Origin of the sequence: Paenibacillus hunanensis, assembly GCF_014645615.1 — a bacterium.
GTDB lineage: Bacteria > Bacillota > Bacilli > Paenibacillales > Paenibacillaceae > Saccharibacillus > Saccharibacillus hunanensis.
Genome location: NZ_BMMB01000006.1, coordinates 428,297 through 455,157, shown reverse-complemented (window position 1 = coordinate 455,157; position 26,861 = coordinate 428,297). Strand labels below are relative to the sequence as shown.

Genomic DNA, 26,861 nt, shown 5'->3' with positions numbered 1-26,861 from the left:
CGTGTTAGGAGATCGCTAACACTATAGCAGTACGATATTTTGCTATGCAAAAATCCTTTTTGTTTCACCTCGTGTTAGAAGATCGCTAACACTATAGCAGTACGATATTTTGCTACGCAAAAATCCTTTTTGTTTCACCTCGTGTTAGAAGATCGCTAACACTACACTATACAAGATTTCATAATTGTATATCACCCTTTTCAGGTGCTGGTTAAACAGGTTTTTCATACTTTTTTTACCATTCTCACGATAGAGATGGATGGAGATGGATCAGACCATATTCAGACGATATAGAGATAAATGGATGGGCTACCAGATGCTGTTTTCGTCTTGTTTAGGAAGGAGATCCTCTAAGATTACAGCGTTGTTATGCAACAATTGACATTATTATCGGTGCTGATATATTCTACATAGTAAATGTTACGATTTATTCATTAAATGATTGCAAATTCTTTTATTTTAGCAGGGAACTCGCGGACTGTAGTCGAACATACTTTTTAAACAAATCCAAATGGTATTCTGGTTTACGAGGCTCAATCCGTATCCACCGCTTGCCGATGAATATAATAAATAGTCATGCTGCTGTAACCTTCTTACTTCGAAGCATTGGTTAGCCAGCAGAAAGAATGGATATCATCCATTATGTATCACTTCTGCTTCACCACTTCTTAACGTCCAGATCGGAACGAAATTTGTATACAAAGGATGGGCAATCTATTGAAAACATTCGTGTCCTTCGCAGCCGTCTTGCTGCTAGCTAGCAGTTTAACTCAGACAGGGTATGCAGCCAAATCGTCAAATGATATCAAAAAGGAACTGGACGCCGTTGATCAGCAAGCACATGATGCTGCCGTCAAGCAAAAGCAAGCAGAAGCCCAAAAGCAACAATCTCAAAAGCTCAAGGATCGCACACAGGCAGATCTCGGTGTCGTGCTTCAAGCGATCAATGAGGTCAGCAGTCAGCTATCCCGCGTATCGAATGATATTGCTCAGACCGAGGCAGGCTTACGACAGGCAGAGATCGATCTGAAAGCGACCAAGCAGCGCATTCTAGCGCGCGAGGGCATGATCGATACACGTGTACGAATGATGTATACCGATGGTATGGTATCCTATCTGGATGTGCTAATGTCATCGAATAACTTCTCTGACTTTCTCGCACGAGCGGATTCATTGCGGATGATCGTCGAGCAGGATCAGGACATTTTGCAGCAGCAGGAGCAGGATAAGCAGGCGGTTATTATCACACAGAAGCAGCTGAATACCGATTATACACGCGCCAAATCACTGTATGCTGAAAAGGCTCAGCGCAAGCTGGAGCTGAACGCAAAGGAAAACGAAAAGCAAGTGCTTATCGCCAAATATAATGCGCAGATCGAAAATGCCGACGATATCAGTACCGAGCAAGAACAGCAGCTCTGGGCATTAGCCGATCAGCGCGCAACGCTATTCAAAGAAAAAACCGCTGTCGAGGCGCGTGAACGCGAGGAACAGGCACAGGCTGAAGCACGTGCTAGAGCCGCCGAAGAAGCTCGCCGTGCAGCGGCTGCCGCAGCAGCTGCGCGCGTAGCCGCCTCCGCTCCAGCCGATACAAGCGCAAGTGATTCGAATAGCGGTAGTGACAGTGGCACCGATAGTGGCGGCGATTCAAGTGGTAACTACCAGCCGAGTGGTTCCGGTATGATGACGATGCCCGTTGTCGGTGCACGCATCTCTTCCCCATTTGGCTATCGCATCCACCCGATCACAGGCGAGTATAAAATGCACACCGGTATCGATCTCGCCGCAGCTCAGGGTACACCAATCTATGCCGCAGATGGCGGAACGGTAGTAGTCGCAAGCTGGATGAACGGGTATGGCAATGTCGTTATTATCGATCATGGCAATGGCATTCAGACGTTGTATGCGCATATCCGCGATGGCGGAACGGTCGTATCCGTCGGTCAAAGTGTAGGGCGCGGTGATAAAATTGCCGAGGTTGGCTCGACAGGTAACTCCACAGGGCCACACTGTCACTTTGAAGTACGGGTTAACGGTACGCCAGTCGATCCAATGGGGTATCTCTAATATGAATACAATGCTTGAGGCACGATTATCTTATCGCACGAAGAATGGATTATGGCCGGCGAGAACGTATGCGCTGGCCTTTTTACTGGCATTGGTGATGGGTGGCTGGTCTGTACCCGTCGCATCCGCTCATGCTTATAGTGTCGCATTTACAAGAATTAGCTATGCGAAAGGTCAGATTACGATGCAATATGCACTGGATGATCTATCCGTGCTGGAGGCATTACCTGGTGTAGATGCGAACGGTGACTATTATCTGGATGAATCGGAAATTCAGACTGGACATGATCGGATCATGCAGTGGATTAGTGCCCACCTACAGCTAACCGACAATGATCGCCCAATTGATCTCAACAGCGGACAGCTGGTGCTCAACCGAGAATTACCGGATAAAAATAGCTTTCGCTTTAAGGACAGTATGCATTACGGTGATCTGCTGCTGCCTAACGCCAAGCTCGTTACCCTTACCGTTACATTTCCGGCAACAGGGAACATGGATCAGCTTCAGCTACATGATACATTCCACAGTGTGATTCCGAGCGAATATGCTAATTTCATCAATGTGCTTAACAACGGACAGATACAATCCACCTCTGCTCTATTTCAAGCTCCGTGGACGTTTACGGTGAAAATGAATCATGCAGAAGGAACAAGTGAAGTACAGCAGAGCGGCTGGCTTAATTTTATCTGGCTGGGATCACAGCATATTCTCACCGGTACGGATCATCTGTTATTTCTGTTAACATTGCTGGCACTGCGCATGCGTATCCGCGATTACGTCAAAATTATTACGTCATTTACCGTAGCGCATAGTCTGACGCTTGCTTTATCTGTGCTGCATATCGTTACGCTGCCATCTAAATTCGTTGAATCGATGATCGCCGCCAGTATTATGTATGTCGCGCTTGAAAATCTATTTTTCCAGCGTAATGCACGCAATCGCTGGTGGCTCACCTTCCTATTCGGCTTGATTCATGGGCTTGGCTTTGCCGATCTGCTTGTGGAGATGAATCTGCCTAATCGTCAGCTGGTGCCTGCACTGGTGGGCTTTAATCTCGGTATTGAGCTTACACAGCTCACGCTGCTGTTGATTGCTCTGCCACTGCTTACACTATGGCATCGCTCACGTGCGTATGGACGTACACTGCCGATTCTGAGCATCATTACAGTCTGTATTGCAGCATTCTGGCTATTTCAGCGAATTACCGCATAAGGAATGGACAAGCCTGGCATAAACAAAAAGCCTGCCACTCAGGCAGGCGAGGTTATGCTCAGACTCGGATTCATACGATGCAGTTCATCCACCGTATTTAAGAAACGATGATGGGCGATGCCACAGCGTTTGGATTTGCGAGTTGGATACGGCTCAAAAAAAGCTTCCTTGCGCACCAGATTGATCCACACGATATTATCCGCATTGATCAGCGTTCCCCGGTCAACCTCAAGAAAACGATAGCCTTCGTCACGCAAATGTATCTCCAAATGCTTGATCGAGCCCTTCATATAATAGATACTGTCCTGTGCATGGATCACAATCCGATCTTTCCGACGATCATACTCCATGAACCAGACAGCGTCAGCAGCAAGCTGTACCGTCTCCACAGTATGCTTATCTAATTCTCTGATTACCTCCAACAACACGATCACTCCTATATTATTTCTTTAAGAGCTCCTCGGGCGCTTCTGGCGAATAGATGAAAAAGGCACTGGCTGCACTCACAAATAATACTGCAAGTGAAGATAAAATTGTTGCTGTAATCAAGTAGCCGTATTGAATCAGTCGCATCGTTTCACCTCCTTCGAATCAAACTTATCGCTTGAACGAAGAAAGCCAATGCAAACGGCAAAGACAAGACTACCAAATTAACAGCCACCAGTAAGCAACCCATAACTTTTAGCCAAATATAATACGTTTTAGGAATGCGGGAATGTTTATCAATATTAGAAGGAGCATAATATAAAATGAGCATAATACTCATACATGTAAAAATTATACAATAGATAGTTGGCAATGTCACTATCGACAATAGCACAAAGAGCAAGGAAGATACCAAAATACAATGTAAGCCAGATTTCAGATGGTATCCTCCCGTAAACATTCTTAATATAGCAAACGTAACCATAATAATCATAGACTGTTTAAAAGTTCCTAATAAAAGGGATAAAAAAATAGTCACCAATACAATCGAAACGGTATTGATGACTATCGACAAAGAAAAAGTTAATACAGCCAGGCTTGCACTATGTTGAGGAACAACCTGCTTAATATGCTTAGCAGCATGATAAGCCCAGCGATCAATCATAAGCAGTGCGCTCCTTCAAAACGGAATAATAAATGAATATACCTGCAAGCAATAGTAAGAAAATAATAATGTAAAACAGGTTATTGTAGTACATAAGTATAGAAACAACGATTAATGCCAATGATGTAAAAACAACAATAACGATGTGCTCAAACTTAAATTTGAATTTTTCAAAATCGGCAACGAATCCGAATTTAAAATAATTTAATACATAACAAATTCCTAGTGTGATGATAATAGATATGATTTGTATTAAAGTGCCTGTACTGGAATATTGCATACTGGATGTATACGATCCGAAAAATGTCAGTATGATGAGTCCTTGAATAATTCCATAAATAAACAGACCAGATACAGCGATAATTGACGACCACAATAAAGGTATACGCACAATCGTTGCAAGCACCAAAATATAAGAAATGGCGCCTACAACCGGTACCACAAATGAAAGATCAAACTCTGCACGAAGCGCAAAACTAATTAAACTCATAATCAAAAATACGAACGAGGCTGTGCCGATATACTCCAACGGCTTGAGCCGAAATATCGACAGCATCAATGCGAAAATCGCCAAATACTCTATGCTGGAAAAGAATACAAATCTGATGGCTTCTAGCAATTTTCTTCCTCCCGATTCAAAAGCATATATAAATTATACGGTAAATATATCCTTTTTCAACAAAAAAAGCGTTGCTTTAAAAAATTCTTAAACTAACTTATCTAAATTGAATACATAAATAGATTTTTTTGTAAATAGAGCATGATTTTAGCTTGGAAAACAAGCAAAAAAAGGCCTGGAAGCGATCACCATCACACGATGATTACCGTCCAGACCTCTTGTTTATCCGTATCTTAATCCTCAGCAATGTCAGCGCGTAGAACGCTCGCCACTTCGATCATTTTCGGAATAACGGCTTCATTGGTGCCAGATACATACAGGTCGCCGCCATAATGACGGAAAGGAATAACCGCTGTTCCTGCATGCCACAAAAAGAAGTCGCCCTCGATCGACATGGTTGCTTCTCCCTTGACTGTAAATACGGATGTGTATTCCATGTCAGGCTGAGTATCAAAATACGCTTTGCATTCCTCAAGCGTAATCGCTTTTTGCTCATCATCAATTTGCTGGTTGTCTCGTGTAATACGATAACGTTGTGCCATCATGTGCCTCCTCTTGTTTTGCTCATTTCCAAAGCTTTATTATACACAAAGCAAAAAGTCCCTGCCAGCGCAAGCTTGTGTACGAGCAGCGAAAGCAAATCAAGTTGGGTTAAGATGAATGAACATAGAGCACTGTATCCTGTTATTCTTTTGCTTATCTGAATTTTTTGGTTCATTTGAATTGCAGGTAGCATCAATCTGCTTGCTCTGCTCATAATTTACTTCAACGCATCAATCGCCGCACAAATGTACGGTGGAATACTGCGTTTATTCTTCTCCTTCATCGTCTCCGTATAAACAATTAATGGTTCGCCATCCAGCAATGGATAGCCGTATTCATGCGCACCTTTGTATTCCACTACACGTCCTCTAGCATGCAGACATGCCGCTTCATAATCAGCGAGCACGTGAAATACGTGCAGCACCGATCGATCAATATAAGCATAAGCTGGTTGGGACACACGCTCGCCTCCTTACAAGTACTCATAAAAACAACGCTAGCAACTCCAAACCGGGATACTTGTAGCTGTATCCATTTGGCGGCTTGGCGTTAGTAGCGTTGCTTTTGAAAATAGAACCTTAACGATTGGTCAGACGCATTTTGCTTGTATGGTATACATGCGCAGCGACTCTGAACAATACAAACAGCAAAACCGCCAATACAATCACAGACATCGGTACATCACGAAGTGCCAGTATTAAGGTCTGTGCCAGTGTAATCAGCGGAAATAAAATGACACATACAAAGATCAATGGGAACAGAATAAGCGATAGAATCCGTCTCATGAAGGCGCCTCCTTTCGATTTGAATACGCAGCGATAGGATAATAAATACAGCATTATCCTGCACGTTTAGAGCTAGTTATCATTCATGTATTTAAGATCAGGCCAATGCGTCTGGAGTTGAATTTTATACGATTCATGTTTAATTCGCTGTTTATGTATCTTTTCCTTCTATAGGTAAGCAGATAAATTAAATTATTTAGGAATGGTGTACGGAACATATACTTGTAGATCCATTAGAATCGAAGCTTGTCCCCAATATGTCCCCTAACGTATATATTGATCCAATGAGTATCTGTATATAAACAAAAAAGCCCTTGATTTCTCAAGGACTTTTTTCGATAACTTCTGATGACCTGTAGTGGGATCGAACCACTGACCCCTACCCTGTCAAGATAGTGCTCTCCCGCTGAGCTAACAGGTCATATTATAATAACAAAACTTAATATATCAAATCCTGTAAGGTGCGTCAAGTAATAAATAACTCGCTTTTATTGCAGCAACGTAATAGGCAGCTTTTATGGAGCAGTCCTATCCGCTGATCGCATGTACCTATTCAACCTTAGCGAAAAGTAGCTGGAATCGCGTTTCAATAAATAATGCTACAATAGCGCAATAGCTAATCTCCACTTGCTACTTCTATATCAGCTAAACCTTTATTTCAAAAAGCAAAGGATGAACGATTATGTATAGACTTAAAAAAATACGGCTAAAGCATATTTTTATTTTGTATCTTATCATCCTATTCGATATCATCTGCTTAAAATTCTTTGGACATGTAGGCGCTATGCTTACTACGATCAAAGGTCATTATTATGCCAGGCAAGCTGGGTTTTGGAATGTGAATTTGACTCCGTTTGATGATTTATATACGACCTATCGCTTTTATATACGTGAGGGTGATTATGCAGGAGCTCCTGTCAGAGTGCTGTTTGCGAATATCTATTTATTGATTCTATTAGGCTTTTTATTACCTTTTGTGCGTAGAAATTTTAATTATGTTCAAACGATGGGCATTTGCCTGCTGATTATTATGGGGATAGAAGCATTTCAATTTCTATCGATGCTCGGTATCGCGGATCTTGATGATGTGGTGATCAATCTAATCGGTTGTCATATTGGATATGCGCTGGCATGTATGTTACAGCTGATTCGGGTCAAGCTGAATTGGGATATCCCTTTCTTGCCTGAATTAACTCTGTTCGTCAAAAAGAGTTAACCACTAAAAGCGGCTGAGAACGATCCCAGCCGCTTTTAGCGTTTCATTCAGCTATTACAATTACATCTACTATTCACCAGCACACCCGATCTCGTACTTACAGCTTACTCACCGAACCAGCCACTGCAACCAGCTGTTCCTTTGTCAGCAAACCGTCCAATGCGCGCAGTGTGAAGTAGTTACCATCCAGCTCAAATGCTAGCGAAGCCGTCTCTGTTGCTGTAGATGCATAATACGTACCTGCTGCGCCGTTAGCTAGCTGTACCTTGGTACCACCGTTGCCGAAGTCACCGCCGCTATTGTCGCGGGCTGCTGCGGATACGATCATGTGCTTGTAGAGCAGGTTGACGCTGTCTGCACCGTCAGCGGCTGCTACTTTTACGAATTGATCCTGGCTACCGATTTTGGTCGGAGCATATGGGGTTGTAAAGCTTGGTACACCGAAGCCGCTACGCGCTTCTTTCATTTGCTGGATCTGAGCTGCTGTATAAGAAACAGCTTTTACGCTGCTATTCGACGTGTTGCCTGTGGACGTGCTTCCACTGCCAGAAGTCGAGCCTGTGGATGAGCTTCCGTTACCGATCGATACTTTACCCTGAGATGCACTATAGTTGACCGGAACATCCAGTGCATCGGCAAGTGAGCGAACTGGCAGATACGTGGAGCCATTGTATGTGATTGGTGCGAGTTCTGCACCGTTAGCACCTTTTGGTGTATAAGCTTTGCCATCGACTTCAATTTTGATACCGTGATTCATGTATGCCTTGATCGCTTCCAGCTGTGTGCCAGCATATACGCCTGCGGAGCCTGTCATTACCATGCCTACTGTCATTGCTGCTGCTACCCATTTTTTAGTTTTCATTATTAGATCTCCTTTGTGGTGTCATATTGGGCAAGCGATATGACTCATCTGCTCACCGTGTTAATCTCTCGTATCTGTAAACAGATTACACCGCAAATGTATCATTCCAGGCTCGCGCTTGTATCCAACTTGTAAACATTTTAAGAAATAAAGACATTCCTATAATTTGCATGCTACTCATTACATAAAATGTCTTACTCCTAACGCTATGAAACCATGTCGTCTGATCCATACAATCCTACAAATGCATTGTATGCTTCTCCATTTATCTACCTCATCTTAATTAGTACTGCGTCCAATACGAGATACCAGCTGATCCGCTCGTAATCCGATGACGCGCTGGAAGGCGTTCTCGTCTCTCCCAGCCCTCAATGAGCAGAACGGTATGTGGACTTTCTCTACGTGTCCACACAATGTACTGTTGACGCTCTAGCGACAGCAGCGTACGAATCAGGTCTGCCCGATGCTTGCCTGTTATTGCAGTTAGCTCCTGCCATACAGGCATTCGGCGATTTTTGACAAAAAAGTTAAATAGCACGCGTAATAGCTTCCGCTCGGCATCCTCCAGCATGGCAATCTCCCTCCTTGATGGATGGTCTAGGCTTGATTCGGCCTGGGTTATGTTTAAACGAAATCCCTGTCATTTTTATGTACATCTCCATATCGATTTCAGAATCTAAATTAAAAGGAACGTATGTTCTTATAAAGGATATACCAGGTATTGCTTTTTGGCAATAGCATAATCTTGATAACGTTTGCTTCGCTTGAACTACCTTTAATTCACGATCCACGAAAAAAAACGCCTGCCGCATCCGTATGGATGTTGCAGGCGGTACTTATACAACCTATAGCAAGAATCGCTGCCAGTCACATGGGACACATGTGCTGACTACCGGCAAACGGCAGATCGAGCAAGCTGCATCGATCGCACCGTCTGTCAGACTGAACAGGTAGCTATTCAAAAGGAGTATGATTATTTGGCTGGATCTTTAACCGAAACGCTTAGTGTGGCACGTTTGCCGCCATACTCAGCCTTGATGGATGAGCTGCCTTTGGCTACAGCGTTAACGCGACCAGCAGAGACTGTAGCAACCGTTGTTTTTGTGGATGTCCATGCTGCTGCCTTCGTTACATCCACCATATTACCTGTGTCGTATTCTGCTGTCAGTGTTACCACTGTAGTCGAGCCTGTAGTTAGCTTGAGTGTCTTTTCAGACAATGTTACTTTTTTGAGCTGTGCAGTTACAGATACTTTCACAGTCGCTGTTAGTCCTTGATACGAGCCTGTCAGCGTTGTTGTACCTGGGCCAACTGCTTTGACGCTTGCGCCCTTCACCGTTGCTACAGAAGGGTTGGAGGATACCCAGTCCATTTTACTGGACAGTGTCACCTTTTTGCCGTCCGTGTACGTACCTACGACTTTGATCGTTTTGCTCTTTTTCATACCAAGATCAATCGATTGTGGAGATACATCCAGTGATTGAATTTTGCCTTCCATTTTTACACTAACGCGAACAGAATCGTTAAGGTAGGTTCCTTTCAGTGTAGCAGAACCTTTAACCAGTGCTTTTACATTGCTACCTTGAACCAGAATCTTATCTGTGCTAGCTGTCCATTTTACATCATCCGTTACATTCACGGTTGTACCGTCTGCATTGATCGCTGTTACATTTGGCAGTACAGCGGAAGAACCTACAACAATGCTCAGGTTACTCACGGATGCCGTCAGATTGATCACTTTCGTTTTGACACTAACTGGAATGCTAACCTGCATGTTGCCCACTTTACCTACCAGTGTCACATCGCCTGCATCTTCAGCGGTCAGCTTGTTATTGTCAATTGTTGCTACAGCGCTATCGATGCTCCAATCGATTGCTTTGGACAGATCGACCGTTGTACCATCTACTGCTGTACCTTTTACTTTCGGTACCGCTACAGATTGACCGGTTACGAGTTCAATCGATGTTACGCTTGGCTCCAGCTTTTTCATTGTTTTGTATACAGTGACTTTAAAGCTTTTTGCAAAATCCTCGTATTGTGCTTTGATCGTGGACGTTCCTTCTACCCATGGAGTAAGCAGACCGCCATTCACTGTCGCATTCATCGGGTTGGAGGATGTCCATTTTACATCGGACGTTACATCCTGAATTGAGCTTGCATTTACAACCTCGCCTTTAATTTGCAGCGGAGCTTGTCCGATAAACATCACTTGATCCTCTTCCGGTGTCAGAATCAGACCCTGGAAGGAAGAACGTACATACAGATTCGTGCTTGCTGTCAGACCTGCATATTTGGCAGTCAGCGCTGTGCTGCCTTGAGACAGACCTGTAACCTGTCCTTCTACTACTTTGGCTACCTTACTATCATATGTAGACCATGTAACCGTATCGGTAACGTCTACTGTAGTGCCGTCTGTTTTGGTAGCTGTCGCTGTAAATTCGTAAGGCGTGCCAATCGTTACATTCATAGCTTCTGCTGGAGACAGCGTCAGCTTAGTGTATGGAGAGGTGACCGTTACTTTTTTGGTTGCAGCCAGATCGCCGTACTTGGCAGTGATCGTTGCTGTTCCCGCACTTACAGGATCCACGCTTCCTTTATCCACTGTAGCTACAGTAGGTGTACTTGAAGACCATGTTGCTTCATCCGTTACATCTGTCGTGTCGCCATTACCATCTACCGCATACAACGTCAGATCCTTCGTATCATCGTCAAGCGATACCGTCAGTGCATTATCGTCTGAAAACTTCAGGGATACGGCACTCGTATCAGCAGCGAATACTCCGCTTGGAAAAAGCAGTGTACTCATGAGCAGAAGCGACAACATCCATTTTCCTAATTTCACAGTATGTGTCATTCATTTCTCTCCTTGAGTTATAGTTTCGTCTGTGTTCAGTCCTTAAATAATATCGGAGAGAAAGCCAAAAAATTGAAGCTTCTGCTGTAAAAAACCTCGTTTTTTTACCAAAATAAGACTATCGCCCCATATTGGCGACGATAGTCCTCCTTTGCCTTTTGGCTCGCTTCCTACCTATCTGATTGTACTTATTTAACATGTGACTAAGACATCTATGGCTTAGCCGCCACGGCGCGAGCGAACTACAAATACATGATCCGCCTTCGTAAATATACGCTGATCGTCTAGTATGACACGCTCCCGATTATGACGAATCAGTCGAGCGAATGGCTCGATCAGCTGATCTTCCTTCCAGATCATCACCTTGGAGCCGAACAGGATCGCATTATCGAACTGCACAGGCTGCTTCATCACATAACCGACTGAATTCAGCTCCCATGCCGCAGAATTCAGATCCTGTGGCAGCATGTCCAGCTCTTTGATATGCAAAATATCATTCAGCAGGATATGGATGGAGCCGGGTTGCAGGACAAGCCGATTCTTCTCCACATCCCAATGCTGAATGGTGCCGTAGAGCCTGGAATGATATTCATCATCCCGCGTAATAACCACCTTTTTGCCTTCCCACTGTTTCATGATCCCACCTCCACGCCCCATGCTTAATTCAGCTCCGGAATTGTCCAGTCTACTGGCTGCTGACCATGCTCTTGCAAAAATGCATTTGTCCGTGAGAACGGACGGCTTCCGAAAAAGCCTTTACGTGCAGCAAATGGACTTGGATGCGCCGAGCGAATAACGAGATGATGCTCCGTATTGATCAGCACCTCCTTCTCTGCTGCATGATTGCCCCATAGCAGAAATACCATCGGCTGCTCGCGTTCATTCAGCAGACGAATGATCGTATCGGTAAAACGCTCCCAGCCCTTGCCGCGATGCGAGGCTGGCTTGCCCTCTCGTACAGTCAGTGCAGTGTTAAGCAGCAGCACGCCATGCTTGCCCCAGCTTACAAGCGAGCCATGCGATGGAGTCGGCACGCCCATATCTTCTTTTAATTCTATGTAAATATTACGCAGGGAAGGTGGCACCTTTACCCCGGGCTGCACGGAAAAGCTCAGACCCTCTGCCTGTCCAGCACCATGATACGGGTCCTGTCCCAAAATAACGGCCTTCACTTCATGATATGGCGTTAGACGAAGTGCCTGAAACAGCAGATCACGCGGCGGATAGACGGTATGCTCCTTGTACTCCTCATCCAGCCAGCTCATCAGCTCCCCAAAATACGGCTGTTCCATCTCTTCCTTTAATATATCATCCCAATCGTTTCCAAACATAAGCAACATCCCTTCTTTGTTTCCATCCAGATGATCGATGTATGTAGCTGCATAATGCGCTGGGTATCATCTGGTGCTAGTGGTGCGGTGCATCAGGCTCCTTTCTGTTATTACCCTCTTTTTATGATAATGTATATTGGGTTTGGTTTCAGCTTTTTTTTGCAGATGGTGGGGGCGAGGGGCACCGCTCGGGCAAGGAATAAGGGAACGGACTCGGGTGGAGCCGCGGGAATCTACGGAATGGGAGTTAATTGTAGATTCTCAGCGCTCCAAAGCTGTAAGATATTTTGCTTCGCAAAAATCACTTTTCATTGAATCCCGTGTTAGGAAGGCACTAACACTGTAAGTCGTCCTTTTCCCTTATTTCCTTGCCCTCGCTCCGTGCGCTTTGCATCATTGCATCTTGCAATATAATTCTGCCTCCAACGGGGGAGCAGCAAATGGTGATGGAGATCGCATGCTGCGCAATATGTATAACTGTGTCGATGATTGGTTTATAGCTGAATTTATTTTGTGATTTGGGGCTTTTTTAAAATAGAGATTAGTATTTAGTGTATAGTGTATTCTTTAGTTTAATGGCTTTATCGTCTTAAATTTAGCAGTTTGGAATTGTAGATTGGTTAGTTACTAAGACTTTATGTGTTTTTCATTTCTTTAGAGAAGCCATGTATTTAGAAAGACATTGAAAATAATATAGGTGGGATTGCATATAAAAACGCTTTGTCTTCTCGGGGGGATACTGTGAGAAGGCAAAGCGTTTGGTTGTCCTGTCCACACCACAGGACATGAACTTAGAGGGGATCGTATTTTTTATGCTCTTTCATACGTTGAGGGTGTGCAGGTGAGGAGCTTGAACTGGGCCTATTCACATCCAGCATGTGAGTGGGCTTTGCAAGGCTCCTACCTGCGGATTGGGATGCTTGTTTAGCTTATATGTCGATTCTTTTACCTTACCTGCCCTTTGACAAGTCCGGTTGGCAACGAACGGGGTTGCTCGCAGCTTGTTTGCAGGGTCACGTATTGGCCAGAATCGGCGCTACTATGGAAGGCATCCATAATTTCCAGCACGTGGCTGGTGAGTTCGCCGCCTGCGCGTGGGGTGCCGCCGTGCAGGATACAGTCTGCCATATCGGCAATGCCGATCCCACGGCTATTTTCTTCGTACTGGTGCAATAACGGAATTTCGCTAAAGGTATCTCCATGTGCTGTACGCAGGCGAATCGGGCCGCCAAATGTATTCGGGTCTGGAACGATCAGCGTGCCCTGTGTTCCATAGATCTCAATACATGGTAATGTGCTGCTCCACACATCGAAGCTGGTAATAAGCGTAGCCACTGCGCCCCCATGGAAACGCACGGTACCAGCGATATGGGTCGGTACTTCGACATCGATCACCTCCCCAAAGCGCGGTTCGCTCGTAATGGTACGCTGTTCAAATGACTTTTTGGTCATACCGGCTACGGTTTGTGCTGGCCCCAGCAAGGAGACGAGTGCGGTGAGGTAATATGGCCCCATATCATACATTGGGCCGCCGCCCTTTTTATAATAAAACGATGGGTTCGGGTGCCAGCTCTCATGTCCGTGATTGACCATAAAGGCAGTGGCTGCAACGGGTTCGCCGATAAAGCCGTCGTCGATCAGCTTGCGGCACGTCTGCAAGCCTGCTCCGAGAAACGTATCCGGCGCTCCGCCCAGCAATACTCCTTTTTCCTTTGCCAGACGTACGAGCTCTCTCCCCTGCTCTGATGAAAGGGAAAGTGGCTTTTCCACGTATACATGCTTGCCTGCTTCCAGCGCCTGACGGCATAATTCAAAATGATCCTTTGGCGTGGTCAGATTGACAACGATCTCGATCTCGTCGCTTGTGATGATCTGCTCGGCTGTCCACTGATTCGGAATGCCATATTCGCTTGCCGCTGCCTCCATTTTTTCTGGATTCAGGTCTGCACACGCATACACCTCGGTATTAGCAAAGGTGCGCGTCAGATTCTGCATATAAATGCTGCTAATATTGCCGCAGCCGATGATACCAATTTTCACTTTACGCATGATGGGTTCCGCCTTTCAGGTATAGGTATCCGATGTTGAAGGTTGTGATTCAGTTTCGATTTACAATTGGATTCGGATTTAGGCTTCATTAAATGCCTATGTATCCACATCAGCTGTTATGTGGGAGTTATGCATACGGGTCATAAGCATAAATAAGCTGTAATTATGATCAATCCCTGCATCATAATTATCGACTGGCTTAACGCGCTGCCCATAGCATCCCACGGCGCATGAGCTCTTTTGCCTCTGGAATATCGAAAATATTTGCCTGATGTCCAAGGGAATTATAGAACACCTTGCCTTCGCCCCAACGCTTCGTGTACACCACAGGCATCACAATCTCACCATTGGCGGAGTGAGGGCCCTCACTGATACGGAATGTAGTGGTTGCCAGCACATTCACTACAGGATCGACATGTAAATAATATTGCTCCGAGCTTACCTGAAAATCGGGAATGCCCTCAATCAGTGGGCTTGACGATGTACGCACCATATTCACTTCATATTCCACACCATCGTTGAACGGATGCGCGACCCATTGCGATCCGGTCATAAATTGCCAATCTACGCTATTGCGGAACGAGTCACACATCCCACCGTGACAGCCTGCCATGCCTACACCGCCTGCAACTGCGCGTAGCACGGGCTGTAGCTGTTCGTCCTTGATCTCGCCCATCGTCCAGATCGGTACGATCAGATTCAGGCTATTCAGACGTTCTTCATCCAGAAAAGCATCCAGTGTGTACGAAATCTCTGCATCAAAGCCTTCCTGACGCAATACCTCTGCGAAAATATCGGCCACTTCCTTCGGTTGGTGTCCATCCCAGCCGCCGCTGACGAGCAATGCTTGTTTTTTCATATTGATACGCTCCCATCTGATTTTGAAGTATCTAGCTGCATGATGCAGGTATAGCCAAATTGTAATGCAAGCGTATACAATTTGCGCGTCAATTTCATTGTCTCAGTGGACATTTTTTGCTAATATCGGATGCAGAGCATTGAGTTCGTTCTAAGCGTCTTCCACTCGACTCTGTTGAGCAAGCTTTCTATAATATCCTTCAATATCGTTCATGAGGTGAATGAATATGCGAGCTTTTCATGAAACCCGTTCCTATAACAAAGGCTGGCCTGTGCAAATCGGCACCGTTCATAATATGAGCTTTCTTGCGCACTGGCATCATGATCTGGAGTTTATCTATGTACGCCAGGGATCGCTACGTGTCGGCATCAATTCAGAGGTGCAGATGCTACAGGCTGGTGAATTTGCCTTTTGTGGTAGTGGAGATATTCATTATTATGAGCATACGGGCTCGGATTCAGAGTTGATCATGGTCATTTTCAATCCACGACTGATCGGCGCACCTGCGGGATGGCCTATCGAGCAGCGGCAGCATTCTGGCTTTATTTTGCGTGCTGATGCGGCTTCGATAAGCTCTAGCGTAGATAATGAACAGATTAGACAGCAGCTTGCAGCGATTATGGAACAGCTACTGCTGGAGCATGAGCAGCAGCAGGCTCATGCGGAGACCGTTATTACCGGACTGCTTCATATGCTGTGCGGTCTATGTCTACGCTGTATGCCAGCACACGGCCCTGCTATTCGTCGCAGAGCAAGCGCTGCTCATCTTGCGGTTATGCAGGGCTTACTCGATTGGCTGGAGCAAAATTGCACGCAGCCGCTCACCTTGCAGGATGGTGCAGATGAGGCAGGGATGAGTGTATTCCACTTTTCCCGATTTTTTAAAAATGTGACCGGGATCGGCTACAATACCTATATCAATGAGCTACGTATTCAGCGCGCCGAGCAGCAAATGTCGATTCGCGAGCGAAAGCTGATCGATATTGCATTAGATTGTGGATTTGGCAATGTGCGTACCTTTAACCGCGTGTTTCGCCAGCTACGTGGCTGTAGTCCGTCAGAGCGTCGATAGTTAGTTGGGATGATATTAGTTTAGATGGTATATGATTCTATCGGTACATCAGAAAGCTATTATTTCCCGGGAAAAGTAGTTGCATGCCTCGTCGCTTGTATAAAGCGTGATCGGAACATTGAAGCTTCGCTATTCCGCGCTACTATATCACGCGAAATACAGGCTCATTTGGAATATAAGTAACAGGCAAGCCTTCGTATTGCGCTGCAAGTCGAGTCGCCAGCCATTGCATACCCGGCTGCTCACTTTCCGCGTGTCCCAGCATAATCAGTCCTTTACTACGTCCCTGTTCGATCGCATCACGTACATATTCAGGCAGCTCCCATTCCGGGCCTTCGCCTGCGATGAGTACGTCTACATCATCGCGTCCTAATAAGGGCAGACCATGTGTCGCACCTCCACGATAACCGACCAGTACAGCGATACGCTGGCAAATCTGCTCGGATTCACCCGACAATCGCATATAGGAAGCGGCGAGCTGCTGCTTGAGCCACTGGGCTAACTGTTGGAGCTGTAGCGGCTGTTCAAGCTCAACAATAGACCAGACCGCCATCTCCTCTACTACCTGCTGTCGCCATCCCAATTGACCCAGCAAGCCTTCCATAATCCCATCCGGTCGTTCCAGATGAATGGCATCATGGAGACGAATGATGTGCATACCGATTTGCTCGATCAGCGTGCACTTCGCTTGATATACCGGATCGTCATGCAGCCGTTCTCGCTGATCATGATGGCTATAAAATATCCCTTCATGTACAACCAGTACGTTTGCACCCTGTGCTGCTGCTTGCTGAATCACTCGCTGACTGGCAGAAAAGGCAGTCGCTATTCCTGTTACGATCGTATCGGCTACTCCCGTTTCCAAGCCATCTACCGTTGTGCCTGTTGACTGGCGTTCACGAATCGTATGCTGGTCGGCATGAAATAGATGTTCCATCACCTGCTGTACCGTATAGCTGGTTGTTAGAGTATGGCTGGAACGGGAAGGTTCCATCTGCATCGTAGCTCGCTCCTTTCTCTCGCTAGGTTACGGACAAGAGCTTCATTTATTATGGTGCAGGATTATATCCCAAGCGCATGACGGAACACGCGCTTGCCTTAGTAATTTTAAATTTTAGTAGTTTATACATATTAGCGGATTAACAGGGCAGGACGATTCTAGATCGATTGCTCACTCTACTTAATAAATGACCCGACCCTGCACATCTGCAATTCCACTTTTACGATAGAAATAGCTATTAATCACATCTCGCCATTCTTTTGCATGCTCCGCTTGCTCTGCTAATCGCTCTGCCACCTGCGTATACAGGCCTAGAGCCATCCGTCCCTCCAGCGTCTGCCAGCGTGCAATCAATTCTGCTGCCTGTTCTGCTCCCTCAAAATGGGTATCATAAATATGCTGGATCACCGTCTTCCCAGAATGAAGCACATGTGTATACGGAACATGATGGAAAAAGAGCAATAGCTCATCTGGACAGCTCTCCAGCGAATCATAGCGATCTCGATTGATAGGCGCATATTGAGCCGTATAGCCCGTTCCTGTCGCAATCGTGCGATCGACACCAATCCCCATATGATCGGCATAATGATACGTGCCCCACGGTGAATATTCATAACCATCGACATTCGGCCCATAATGATGATTAGGATTCACCATCCAGCCGATGCCAAGTGGTGATGTATAATTTTCATAAATGGACAGGGAATCAAGCAGCATCGTCGTAATCGTCTCAACCACTTCGGTATCCATTCCAAATACGAGCATCGCCCACTCACGTGCAATTGTCTCTGCACGGGTATCTGGCTCCCATGCCAGTCGTCCCAATCCATACCAGTTCGCCTGCGCTAATAGATGTCCCGTCCAGTTTCCATCGGCACCGACATTCCCGACTGCTGCAATCCCATTCCATTCACGTTGCCAGATCGAGCCGCTGGCAATCTGTTTTACTGGAGCAAAGCGATCATTTACCGCTGTATCAAAATCGAGAATTTCCTTCCACTGTGGCACCAGATAGCATACATGGCGCTGTTGTCCGGTATATTCCTGTGTAATCTGGAATTCTAGCAACTGATGCGTCTGCTGCATCGCTCCAAATAGCGGCGACACCGGCTCACGTACTTGAAAATCAAGCGGCCCATTTTTGATCTGTAGCATCACATTATCGGCAAACTTCCCGTCAAGCGGCTGAAAATGATCATATGCCGCACGCGCTCGATCTGTCGTCCGATCACGCCAATCCTGCTTGCAGTTATATACAAAGCAGCGCCAGATCACCTGTCCACCATGGGGCTCCAGTGCCGCCGCCAGCATATTCGCGCCATCTGCATGATCTCGTCCATATGTAAACGGCCCCGGACGATTCTCCGAATCCGCCTTCACGAGAAATCCACCAAAATCAGGCATATAACGATACACATTCGCTGCCGCTTCCTGCCACCAGCGTCGCACCGCTTCATCCAGCGGATCGGCTGTAGATAGCCCTCCTGCCTCCATTGGAGCGGCAAAGTTGACGCTCAAATACAAACGAATCGCATACTTGCGCAATATATTCGCAATCTCAGCTACATCTGGCAAAAAGGCGTCGGTAATGAATAGCGTCTCTGTCGCATGTACATTGACATTATTGATCGACAACGCATTAAAGCCAGTCGAAGCGAGCAGACGCGCATAATCATGCAGTCTGTCCCAATCGCGAGTAAAGGCGTTATTTTCATATAAAAAAGATTGTCCTGCATATCCACGTTCAATACTACCGTCCGCATTATCCCAATGGTCGATCATACGTAGACGATTAGCTGGACGACTGATCGCTGTAAGCTGATCCAGCGGCTGTCCGGTGCCCATATGACGAAGTAGATGGAACGTACCGTAAAGCACACCTTCTGGAGAAGATGCCAGAATGATAAGCCTGCTGCCATTGCTGGTCGTGTTGGTAGTAGAGCTTGATTCACTCGCTGTAGGATGACGATCATCACTGCTCGTATCCGATATTAATGTAGCAGTAGAATGGGGATAGCCAGTATGACTATTGGAGGTGCTCTGGTTGCCCGCTGGCCATGCGCGCAGAACATAGCCTTCTTCACCCTGTGCCATACATTGCTGTACATCATCATGGGCTTGTGGATACATGGAGGTTAGCCACTCTGGAAGCTCGTAAGTGTCGGGAACGTTGGCTGGTGTGACAATGGTATGTAGTGGAATAAGCCAGATTCCTGTCTCCTGCCCATGGGAGTGGGATGGCTCTTGGTTGAGTTCACTACTGGTGTATTGGACAGTTTGTCCTAGCATGGAGCTGATGCCGCGAGCTAGCTCCTGTGTAGCAGTTTGTATCACAGGATGCTGCTGCTCGGCTGCTACATGAATATGGCGACAGCAAGCTGCCCAGGCTTCAGCATTCGCTGTAGCTGGGAAGGTCTGGAGAGGTATGTAGGAAAGCCAGGCATCGTAGCCGGTTTCGTAGCGTTGTAGGTCACGTTCGCTATGAATCGTTTGAGATGAATGAGATGGATGCGGCACAGTATCTGAGGGAGAGTTAGTTTGATTTTGCATGATCGTCCTCCTGTGGTATAGTCTGGTCTATTTATCGTACCATTATTGGAGGCGCTTACAATTTATAGATTATAGGTTGTTACCCCTCATTTTTTAGGTAGTAATAAAACTACATATCTAGAACAAGCCATTATAGACATTAAATTTTTTGTTAAAAATATAATTATTAGCTAACATTATTATTACATTTACTTCCATTAAAAGAATTTATTTGTTATATTAATTTAAATCTAATGAAAGAGGTGCTACATATGAAAAAATATTTAGCTATTTTGGTTCTGACCGCAGTTCTTACCTTATCTTTTTCTATTGTTACTTCAGCTGCAACGCCTCCTAAGTGTCCTCCATATAATCAAGGTTGCGCGCTCCCTTGGTAAACTTCTCTATTTTAATGTGAGAAATCATGTAAGCTTTACACACTAGATTAATTCTAAAAACAAAAAAGCCCTTGTATTCACAAGGGCTTTTCCATGTTAATCTATATGCCGAGGACGGGGGTCGAACCCGTACGGTAGTCACCTACCGCAGGATTTTAAGTCCTGTGCGTCTGCCAATTCCGCCACCCCGGCATGATGTAAAGTGTGATGCTGTCACAGATGTTGCCTTAGTTACCACGATATACTATGTATGCTTGCATTCGATGATATCTGCTGTGATTGCCGAACACCAATATATCATATAACGAATTCAGCAACTTGTAAAGCAATTTTTTTTAATCTATTTACCCATTACCAGCTAACTGTTAATAAACCGCATAAACTGCTGATTTATATTCCATAGAAAAACAAAAAGGAGCGCCAATCTGCGCTCCTTTTCTACGTCTATCTGTATATTGTATCTCCGTGCTGAATCAGAACCTCAATCAGATGTTCTTTCCAATCTAACTGCGTTCTCTTTTATAGGCGTATTTCGTTCATTTTTTTCATTTCGTACATTTAATCTAATACATGTCCAGATTGCTTCAAGCTATCCTTTTTAAAAAACCGTACTCCACGCTGCCCCATCCTGCGTCTCACTAATCGTAAACTCATGCGTTTTCAGATTAGCTTCCAGACGTGCAGCTGTACCGCCATTCGTCCACGTAATATGCAGCAGATGATCGCCAGCTTCCTCCACCGCAATCTCTCCGTCAAATGCCGCACTCGTATTACGGAAGCGCAGCAGATCGAACAGCTTCTGCACGACAGGACGTTGTACTTCCTGTGCCACTTCTTCCTTACTATAGTAATGACGGTTAATATTACGCCCTTCCTTCGTGCGCTCCAGCAGGTCGATATCGTTCTCACCAGCTAACAGACCCACATAGTAAATTTGCGGAATCCCTGGTGCGAAGCACTGAATCGCGCGCGCGAGCAGGTACGCCTGATCATTGTTACCAAGCGCAGAATAGTACGTGCAGTTAATCTGGTAAATGTCCAGATTGTTGTATGCCTCACTGCTGTAGATTTTCTTCACATTCGCGCCTTTGCTGTACAGGCTTTCGCGTGTCATTTCGGCTTCCTCGTCGGTCATCAGGTCTTTAACGTCGACCACGCCGATGCCGTCATGCGTATCCAGCGTGGTGAACTGCTTACGTGGACAGATATTCAGCCAGTGTGCAAGGCGATTCGTTTGTCCGCTGTACAGCGCGTGTAGTACGAGCATTGGTAGCGCAAAGTCATATACATAGTAGCCCTGCTCTGCGATTTTGAGCTGAATGCTGTAGTGCTCGTGAATTTCTGGCAGCACTTCAACACCTTTAGCTTCGGTCAGATCAGCAGCGTACTTGAGCATCTCCCAGATATCTGGCTCGACGAAGAAGCAGTTCGTACCGATTTTTTTGTTGGCATAGGCGAATGCGTCCAGACGAATAACAGATGCCCCCTGCTCCGCCAGGAAATTCAAGTTGTCCCGAATGAAGCGACGCGTCGTCTCTGTCGTTACATCCAGATCAATCTGCTGCTCGTCAAAGGTACACCACACTTTTTCCTTTGTTCCATCCTTGAACGTCACCTCAACATACGGAGCGCGCGGCTTACGCTTATAGATCAGATCAACGTCGGCATCGGTTGGCTCGCCACCCGGCCAAAAATCCTTGTAGCGGATGAACAGGTCTGCGTATTCGGACTCGTCCTTCTTTTCCAAGAAATCTTGAAAATACTCCGATTGCTGTGAAATATGATTAATCATGAAGTCGTACATCATGTAAAATTTTTGGCTAATACGGCGAACGTCCTCCCAGCTTCCCAGCTCTGGATCCACCTTCGTATAATCCATTGGTGCAAAGCCGCGATCGCCGGAGGAAGGATAGAATGGCAACAAATGCACACCACTGATTACACCCTCAAGATGCTGATCCAGAATATCTGCCAGCTCGCCCATATGACTACCCAGGCTATCGGCATACGTAATGAGCATTGCCTTGTTTTGAATAGACATCGACATGTACGGATTCCCCTTTTTCATGGTCTTGGTAATACACGCTCATTGCATGGTCAATTCGCTTGAAATACAAGATAGATAACCATTTCAAAATAACAAAGTATACCGCTTTCATGATGATCCATAGGATCAGGCATCCTTTCGCCACCAGTCACAATAGGCAGCAAAATGGGGCTCTCTGTAAAATTACACCACACCGCCCCAAATTCCTGCTTGTATATGTGCGCACAGGCATCAATTTGTCCAAAATCCGTATGGATTGTCTCATATTATTCATAAATGAGCATTCGCGGCAATCTTATTCCCTCGTTAGCATTGATTGTCAGTATTTAGTATAGTTCTCACGACTTGTTCCCATTTGACCGTGCTACCATTTATTTAGCCATTCCATCTCACCTATAACGACTATCTATTCTTATCCAAAACATAAAAATAAAAAACTGGCATAAGCATAGCGAAAATTAGCATTCATCCGTAAAGCTTGCCTGCCTTCACTTTTTATCATCTCCATTCACCTCACTCTATTCCCATATCATATAAGCGATCTAAAACTAGATAATTATGTAAAAATTAGGTTGTAAATCCTTCCGCCTGCTGATAACATGAGCGATGTTCGGTGAAACGCTTACAACTGCAAACCGAGGTGTATGTGATGTCGATATTGAAAAAGAGTCTTCATGTAGTTTTGTTAAGTAGTCTGGTCATTACGCCGCTCATTTCTGTAGCGCCATCCTCTGCCTATGCTGCTAATGAAAAAGCTCAGGTATGGCTTACAACCGCTGATCCGAATGCTGAGCCCAAGGTAGGGCTGAGCACAGATCGACGGCTGACCCGACAGAATGATCTGACGTTCAGCAGCACCACAGGTAATGCAGATTACACAGTTAACATTAATGAAGGCACGACATATCAGCAGATGGACGGATTTGGCGTCTCCCTTACCGATGCTTCCGCCTGGTTGCTTAATTACAAGCTCAGCAGTACAAAGCGTAATGAAGTGATGAGTAATCTGTTCAGCGGCTCCGGTATCTCAATGAGTATGCTGCGCCAGCCGATGGGCGCAAGTGACTTTGCCTGGAGCACCTATACTTATGATGATGTAAATGGAGATACAGCGCTGAATCAGTTCAGTATCTCGCGCGATCAACCCTATATCATCCCGATCGTTAAAGCCGCACTGGCTAAAAATGCCGGAATTAAAATCATCGCCTCCCCGTGGAGCGCACCGGCATGGATGAAGTACACAACGAATGACAAAAATGGTACAGGCAAGCTCAAGGCTGAGAATTATCCAGTGTATGCTAATTATTTTGTCAAATTCATTCAAGCGTACCAGGCGCAGGGGATTCCGATCTATGCGGTCACACCGCAAAATGAGCCATTATTCGAGCCAGGGCGTTATCCAGGTATGCTCATGAACGAGCAGGATCAGATTGGTATGATCGGCGACTATCTTGGCCCGGCACTGCGTGCTGCGGGTCTGAATACGAAGGTGATCGCTTATGATCATAACTATGATAACTGGACGTTCCCGCGTACTGTTGTACAGGGCTTGAAGGACAATGGCAAATCTCAGTACATCGCTGGTAGTGCCTTCCATCATTATGGCGGCGATTTTACAGCGATGACGAATATGCATAATGCGCATCCAGACAAAGACATCTGGTTCACCGAGGGTGGCTTTGGTGATTGGAATGATCCGGTAAATGGTACCACACAGGGCTTTGACAATATGATCAATGAGTTTATCGGAATGACTCGCAACTGGTCGAAATCAATTATTTTGTGGAATGCGGCTCTGGATCAGAAGGATGGCCCAAGCGTGATTGGTGATAATAACACTAATAAAGGCATGGTCACGATCCAGAACTCGGATAATAACTCCAGCAATCCAGAGGATAAGGTAACGTACACGAAGCAATATTATCTGCTCGGTCACTTTAGCAAATTTGTAAGTCCGGGTGCTTATCGAATCGACTCCAATACCTTTAATGACATGCAAAGTGTAGCGTTCAAAAACACGGACGGCTCCAAAGCAGTCGTGCTATACAACTCGCAAAATAGTGCACGGACGGTTAAAGTCAATTGGAACAACCAGTCGGTGAACTACACAGTTCCTGCCAAATCGGTTGTCACACTAAAATGGTGACGGGAATGAACGAGTGAACAGACAAGCTACGTTTAAACCAGGTATGAGCATATGTGGCTTAGATCGTATATACACGCTGCTAGAGTAGGGAGCTGTATTCTACATGCGAGCGTGACCAACAGCGCTATATCTGATTGCTGTTCATTAGCGAGGCTGTCTTTCATCTGTAGTGTATACTTTCGTTCCATTTTACGCTGTAGAAGCATGGTAGCCGGAGCGTTGCACCGAACAGGCAAGCTATGGACTTTCTACCATGTATTCTGATCGGATTCGTCGTCTTGTATACTTTTTATTTGCCCTAAAAGTTTAAGCGCTTTAACTTATTTGAAAGATCATGATCTTTTCTTGAATAAAGATTCTTTTTATGGCAAGATCAGCTTATACAGGCATGCAGAGCAGGAGCATCGTGATGTAGGAGCGATAGTATACGTACCTGTACATCAGTTCTCTCTGCTCGCTTGACCTGCTGATCGATCGCCAAAGGAGTCCAGTCCATGAATAATATTCCCGCTTATCGCAAAGTATACAGTCTGCTCAAGCAAGATATTAAAGAAGGTGTCTATCCAGCCGGTACGCTATTACCAACTGAATCCGAGCTGGAGGAACGATTTCATTTTAGCCGCACGACCATTCGGAAAGCGATTGAACAATTACATAGCGAAGGCTTTGTTCGCAAAACGCAGGGCAAAGGCACCGAGGTGCTCGATACCTCTACAACGCAGCGACTAAACCATCTCACCTCCATTACCGAAACGCTCATCGCCAAAGGCTATGATGTGCAAACGCGCGGTATGTCGATTCAATTGATCTCACCGCCGGAATCGATTGCCCACGAGCTCCAACTCCCCGCAGGACAGCAGGTCTACTGGGTTCAGCGGGTGCAATATGCGGATGGACAGCCGATTGCATTGATGAATAATTATTTGCGTGCTAGCAAGGTGCCCGGACTGGAGCAGTATAGTAATACATTTAACAGCCTGTATGCTTTTCTGGAGCAAACGTATCAATTGATTTTGCTACATGCGTCAGAGCGATTATCAGCGGTGGCTGCTGATTTTACAGAATCGCAGATTTTACAGGTGCCGCTTGGCGCTCCGCTATTATGCAGTAAACGGCTAACCTTTATCGAACAAGGGCCTTTTGAATACAGTATCACCAAGCTGGTAGCAGACAAATACGAATATAGCGTCTACCTGGAGGGCAGACGCTGATAAGGGAGATGGAAGTAAGCCGTGCTGGAATAGCAGGCTACTGAATCTGATAGGGTTCGTTAACAGGCTATGATATTCATTCTATGGCACATAGGATGATGACGATATGGCTATAGCTTCATAAGTAGTGCGATACCCATATTCCATTCAGCCTATCGATTATCCTATCTACTAAAACGATGGCTGCCTTACTGTAACGCTAGATCAGTGGATCGTATAGCCTCCATCTACAACAAGATTCGCGCCTGTCACCATATTGGATGCCTGGCTTGCAAGGAATAAGGCGGCAGCAGCAATCTCGCCTGGCTCAGCAAAACGACCAGCAGGTGTATTGCGAATCGCCTCGTCCTTGATCTCCCCTTCCCAGTAGCCTTCGATTAGTGGTGTATACGTTGCCGTTGGAGAAATGGCATTGACCTGAATGCCGTATTTGCCCCATTCGTAAGCAAGCGATTTGGTAACGGAAATAACGGCTGCCTTGCTGGCACTATAGGCCACATGGCGATCGATGGCTACAATGCCTGCCTGCGAGGCAAGGCTGATGATCTTGCCGCCCTGTTTGGCAGCAATAAGCTCGCGTCCTACCTGCTGTGACATGAAAAATGTACCATTTAGATTCACACGCATCGTCCGATGCCAGTCTTCCTCTGGATAATCCTCTGCCCACTCCACCGGCCCAATCCCTGCACTATTAACGAGAATATCCAAACGTCCAAAATGTTCCTTCGCTGCACTAACCGCCTGCACAACCGAAGCACGATCTCCCACATCGACTGCGAATGCCGCTGCACGCTCCAGGCTACTTGCCACCTCCTGTGCTTGCTCCAGATTCAGATCGAGTAACGCAACCGAAGCCCCTTTTTCTACAAATAGCTGCGCCACGGCTCGTCCGATACCGGATGCAGCACCAGTAATGATGGCTGTTTTCCCTGCCAGAGAAAAGCTTGTATCTATCGAATTGATCTGCATG

General features: G+C 45.8%; 24 protein-coding genes and 2 tRNA genes. 6 read left to right on the top strand and 20 right to left on the bottom strand.

The window, feature by feature from the left end; translation table 11 throughout:
* The first annotated feature begins 717 nt into the window (after positions 1 to 717).
* Together IEX62_RS15505 and IEX62_RS15500 are read left to right on the top strand one after the other, a co-directional pair.
* Entirely contained in the window at positions 718 to 2,067 is a 1,350-nt protein-coding gene (locus IEX62_RS15505; RefSeq protein WP_229685826.1) for a murein hydrolase activator EnvC family protein, read from the top strand.
* A gap of 1 nt (position 2,068) precedes the next feature.
* Entirely contained in the window at positions 2,069 to 3,280 is a 1,212-nt protein-coding gene (locus IEX62_RS15500; RefSeq protein WP_188776433.1) for a HupE/UreJ family protein, read from the top strand.
* A 38-nt stretch (positions 3,281 to 3,318) separates the two neighbouring features.
* Here the strand turns inward: IEX62_RS15500 and IEX62_RS15495 are convergent, their stop codons facing one another.
* The 8 genes from IEX62_RS15495 to IEX62_RS15460 all read right to left on the bottom strand — a co-directional run bounded on the left by IEX62_RS15495 (position 3,319) and on the right by IEX62_RS15460 (position 6,738).
* The gene (locus IEX62_RS15495) at positions 3,319 to 3,705 is read right to left on the bottom strand and encodes a LytTR family transcriptional regulator DNA-binding domain-containing protein (protein ID WP_188776432.1); all 387 of its coding nucleotides are present in this window, start codon (positions 3,703 to 3,705) and stop codon (positions 3,319 to 3,321) included.
* A gap of 16 nt (positions 3,706 to 3,721) precedes the next feature.
* A complete protein-coding gene (locus tag IEX62_RS15490) occupies positions 3,722 to 3,853 on the bottom strand; it encodes a cyclic lactone autoinducer peptide (RefSeq protein ID WP_188776431.1) in 132 nt (43 codons plus the stop codon).
* A gap of 4 nt (positions 3,854 to 3,857) precedes the next feature.
* On the bottom strand, positions 3,858 to 4,370 hold the full coding sequence (locus tag IEX62_RS15485) for an accessory gene regulator B family protein (RefSeq protein ID WP_188776430.1): 513 nt from the start codon (positions 4,368 to 4,370) through the stop codon (positions 3,858 to 3,860).
* Positions 4,363 to 4,989: a hypothetical protein gene (locus IEX62_RS15480; protein ID WP_188776429.1), complete on the bottom strand. Its 627-nt coding sequence runs from the start codon at positions 4,987 to 4,989 to the stop codon at positions 4,363 to 4,365. Before IEX62_RS15480 ends, IEX62_RS15485 begins: the two co-directional genes overlap by 8 nt.
* A gap of 233 nt (positions 4,990 to 5,222) precedes the next feature.
* Complete coding sequence (locus IEX62_RS15475) at positions 5,223 to 5,531, bottom strand: hypothetical protein (protein ID WP_188776459.1); 309 nt, start codon at positions 5,529 to 5,531, stop codon at positions 5,223 to 5,225.
* A gap of 218 nt (positions 5,532 to 5,749) precedes the next feature.
* Positions 5,750 to 5,992, bottom strand: coding sequence for a hypothetical protein (locus IEX62_RS15470; protein ID WP_188776428.1), 243 nt, complete (start codon positions 5,990 to 5,992; stop codon positions 5,750 to 5,752).
* A gap of 118 nt (positions 5,993 to 6,110) precedes the next feature.
* On the bottom strand, positions 6,111 to 6,317 hold the full coding sequence (locus IEX62_RS15465; RefSeq protein ID WP_188776427.1) for a hypothetical protein: 207 nt from the start codon (positions 6,315 to 6,317) through the stop codon (positions 6,111 to 6,113).
* 349 nt (positions 6,318 to 6,666) lie between these two features.
* Positions 6,667 to 6,738, bottom strand: a tRNA-Val gene (locus IEX62_RS15460).
* A gap of 261 nt (positions 6,739 to 6,999) precedes the next feature.
* On the opposite strand from IEX62_RS15460, the gene IEX62_RS15455 reads away from it, so the two are divergent.
* Positions 7,000 to 7,533, top strand: a complete 534-nt coding sequence (locus IEX62_RS15455; protein WP_188776426.1) for a VanZ family protein — start codon at positions 7,000 to 7,002, stop codon at positions 7,531 to 7,533.
* A gap of 97 nt (positions 7,534 to 7,630) precedes the next feature.
* On the opposite strand, the gene IEX62_RS15450 is transcribed toward IEX62_RS15455, so the two are convergent.
* From IEX62_RS15450 to IEX62_RS15420, 7 genes are all read right to left on the bottom strand, one after another.
* Positions 7,631 to 8,395: a stalk domain-containing protein gene (locus IEX62_RS15450; RefSeq protein ID WP_188776425.1), complete on the bottom strand. Its 765-nt coding sequence runs from the start codon at positions 8,393 to 8,395 to the stop codon at positions 7,631 to 7,633.
* A 283-nt stretch (positions 8,396 to 8,678) separates the two neighbouring features.
* Positions 8,679 to 8,966, bottom strand: coding sequence for a hypothetical protein (locus tag IEX62_RS15445; protein ID WP_188776424.1), 288 nt, complete (start codon positions 8,964 to 8,966; stop codon positions 8,679 to 8,681).
* A gap of 402 nt (positions 8,967 to 9,368) precedes the next feature.
* Positions 9,369 to 11,249, bottom strand: a complete 1,881-nt coding sequence (locus IEX62_RS15440) for an Ig-like domain-containing protein (RefSeq protein WP_188776423.1) — start codon at positions 11,247 to 11,249, stop codon at positions 9,369 to 9,371.
* A 219-nt stretch (positions 11,250 to 11,468) separates the two neighbouring features.
* Entirely contained in the window at positions 11,469 to 11,885 is a 417-nt protein-coding gene (locus IEX62_RS15435) for a hypothetical protein (protein ID WP_188776422.1), read from the bottom strand.
* Between the two features lie 23 nt (positions 11,886 to 11,908).
* Positions 11,909 to 12,580: a uracil-DNA glycosylase gene (locus tag IEX62_RS15430; RefSeq protein WP_188776421.1), complete on the bottom strand. Its 672-nt coding sequence runs from the start codon at positions 12,578 to 12,580 to the stop codon at positions 11,909 to 11,911.
* 945 nt (positions 12,581 to 13,525) lie between these two features.
* The gene (locus tag IEX62_RS15425) at positions 13,526 to 14,629 is read right to left on the bottom strand and encodes a Gfo/Idh/MocA family protein (protein ID WP_188776420.1); all 1,104 of its coding nucleotides are present in this window, start codon (positions 14,627 to 14,629) and stop codon (positions 13,526 to 13,528) included.
* 199 nt (positions 14,630 to 14,828) lie between these two features.
* Complete coding sequence (locus IEX62_RS15420) at positions 14,829 to 15,488, bottom strand: ThuA domain-containing protein (protein ID WP_188776419.1); 660 nt, start codon at positions 15,486 to 15,488, stop codon at positions 14,829 to 14,831.
* Between the two features lie 226 nt (positions 15,489 to 15,714).
* Between IEX62_RS15420 and IEX62_RS15415 the strand changes: the two genes are divergently transcribed.
* On the top strand, positions 15,715 to 16,560 hold the full coding sequence (locus IEX62_RS15415; protein ID WP_188776418.1) for a helix-turn-helix transcriptional regulator: 846 nt from the start codon (positions 15,715 to 15,717) through the stop codon (positions 16,558 to 16,560).
* Between the two features lie 142 nt (positions 16,561 to 16,702).
* Here IEX62_RS15415 and IEX62_RS15410 read toward each other — a convergent pair whose 3' ends face one another.
* The 4 genes from IEX62_RS15410 to gtfA all read right to left on the bottom strand — a co-directional run bounded on the left by IEX62_RS15410 (position 16,703) and on the right by gtfA (position 22,528).
* The gene (locus IEX62_RS15410; RefSeq protein WP_229685824.1) at positions 16,703 to 17,560 is read right to left on the bottom strand and encodes a Nif3-like dinuclear metal center hexameric protein; all 858 of its coding nucleotides are present in this window, start codon (positions 17,558 to 17,560) and stop codon (positions 16,703 to 16,705) included.
* A 180-nt stretch (positions 17,561 to 17,740) separates the two neighbouring features.
* The gene (locus tag IEX62_RS15405; RefSeq protein WP_188776417.1) at positions 17,741 to 20,110 is read right to left on the bottom strand and encodes an alpha-glucuronidase family glycosyl hydrolase; all 2,370 of its coding nucleotides are present in this window, start codon (positions 20,108 to 20,110) and stop codon (positions 17,741 to 17,743) included.
* A gap of 483 nt (positions 20,111 to 20,593) precedes the next feature.
* A tRNA-Leu gene (locus tag IEX62_RS15400) sits at positions 20,594 to 20,679 on the bottom strand.
* 406 nt (positions 20,680 to 21,085) lie between these two features.
* The gene (gene gtfA, locus IEX62_RS15395) at positions 21,086 to 22,528 is read right to left on the bottom strand and encodes a sucrose phosphorylase (RefSeq protein WP_188776457.1); all 1,443 of its coding nucleotides are present in this window, start codon (positions 22,526 to 22,528) and stop codon (positions 21,086 to 21,088) included.
* A 619-nt stretch (positions 22,529 to 23,147) separates the two neighbouring features.
* On the opposite strand from gtfA, the gene IEX62_RS15390 reads away from it, so the two are divergent.
* Positions 23,148 to 24,680, top strand: coding sequence for a glycoside hydrolase family 30 protein (locus IEX62_RS15390; RefSeq protein WP_229685822.1), 1,533 nt, complete (start codon positions 23,148 to 23,150; stop codon positions 24,678 to 24,680).
* Positions 24,681 to 25,174: 494 nt separating this feature from the next.
* A complete protein-coding gene (locus tag IEX62_RS15385; RefSeq protein ID WP_188776416.1) occupies positions 25,175 to 25,891 on the top strand; it encodes a GntR family transcriptional regulator in 717 nt (238 codons plus the stop codon).
* Between the two features lie 204 nt (positions 25,892 to 26,095).
* On the opposite strand, the gene IEX62_RS15380 is transcribed toward IEX62_RS15385, so the two are convergent.
* Positions 26,096 to 26,860, bottom strand: a complete 765-nt coding sequence (locus IEX62_RS15380; RefSeq protein WP_229685820.1) for a GolD/DthD family dehydrogenase — start codon at positions 26,858 to 26,860, stop codon at positions 26,096 to 26,098.
* Position 26,861 lies beyond the last annotated feature (1 nt).

Coding starts and splice junctions, on each gene's coding strand:
- IEX62_RS15485 (WP_188776430.1), bottom strand. CDS start 4,370: ATGATTGATCGCTGGGCTTATCATGCTGCTAAGCATATTAAGCAGGTT.
- IEX62_RS15435 (WP_188776422.1), bottom strand. CDS start 11,885: ATGAAACAGTGGGAAGGCAAAAAGGTGGTTATTACGCGGGATGATGAA.
- IEX62_RS15405 (WP_188776417.1), bottom strand. CDS start 20,110: ATGCAAAATCAAACTAACTCTCCCTCAGATACTGTGCCGCATCCATCT.
- IEX62_RS15465 (WP_188776427.1), bottom strand. CDS start 6,317: ATGAGACGGATTCTATCGCTTATTCTGTTCCCATTGATCTTTGTATGT.
- IEX62_RS15445 (WP_188776424.1), bottom strand. CDS start 8,966: ATGCTGGAGGATGCCGAGCGGAAGCTATTACGCGTGCTATTTAACTTT.
- IEX62_RS15455 (WP_188776426.1), top strand. CDS start 7,000: ATGTATAGACTTAAAAAAATACGGCTAAAGCATATTTTTATTTTGTAT.
- IEX62_RS15430 (WP_188776421.1), bottom strand. CDS start 12,580: ATGTTTGGAAACGATTGGGATGATATATTAAAGGAAGAGATGGAACAG.
- IEX62_RS15415 (WP_188776418.1), top strand. CDS start 15,715: ATGCGAGCTTTTCATGAAACCCGTTCCTATAACAAAGGCTGGCCTGTG.
- IEX62_RS15380 (WP_229685820.1), bottom strand. CDS start 26,860: ATGCAGATCAATTCGATAGATACAAGCTTTTCTCTGGCAGGGAAAACA.
- IEX62_RS15475 (WP_188776459.1), bottom strand. CDS start 5,531: ATGGCACAACGTTATCGTATTACACGAGACAACCAGCAAATTGATGAT.
- gtfA (WP_188776457.1), bottom strand. CDS start 22,528: ATGTCTATTCAAAACAAGGCAATGCTCATTACGTATGCCGATAGCCTG.
- IEX62_RS15500 (WP_188776433.1), top strand. CDS start 2,069: ATGAATACAATGCTTGAGGCACGATTATCTTATCGCACGAAGAATGGA.
- IEX62_RS15425 (WP_188776420.1), bottom strand. CDS start 14,629: ATGCGTAAAGTGAAAATTGGTATCATCGGCTGCGGCAATATTAGCAGC.
- IEX62_RS15440 (WP_188776423.1), bottom strand. CDS start 11,249: ATGACACATACTGTGAAATTAGGAAAATGGATGTTGTCGCTTCTGCTC.
- IEX62_RS15450 (WP_188776425.1), bottom strand. CDS start 8,395: ATGAAAACTAAAAAATGGGTAGCAGCAGCAATGACAGTAGGCATGGTA.
- IEX62_RS15410 (WP_229685824.1), bottom strand. CDS start 17,560: ATGCAGATGGAACCTTCCCGTTCCAGCCATACTCTAACAACCAGCTAT.
- IEX62_RS15420 (WP_188776419.1), bottom strand. CDS start 15,488: ATGAAAAAACAAGCATTGCTCGTCAGCGGCGGCTGGGATGGACACCAA.
- IEX62_RS15385 (WP_188776416.1), top strand. CDS start 25,175: ATGAATAATATTCCCGCTTATCGCAAAGTATACAGTCTGCTCAAGCAA.
- IEX62_RS15490 (WP_188776431.1), bottom strand. CDS start 3,853: ATGCGACTGATTCAATACGGCTACTTGATTACAGCAACAATTTTATCT.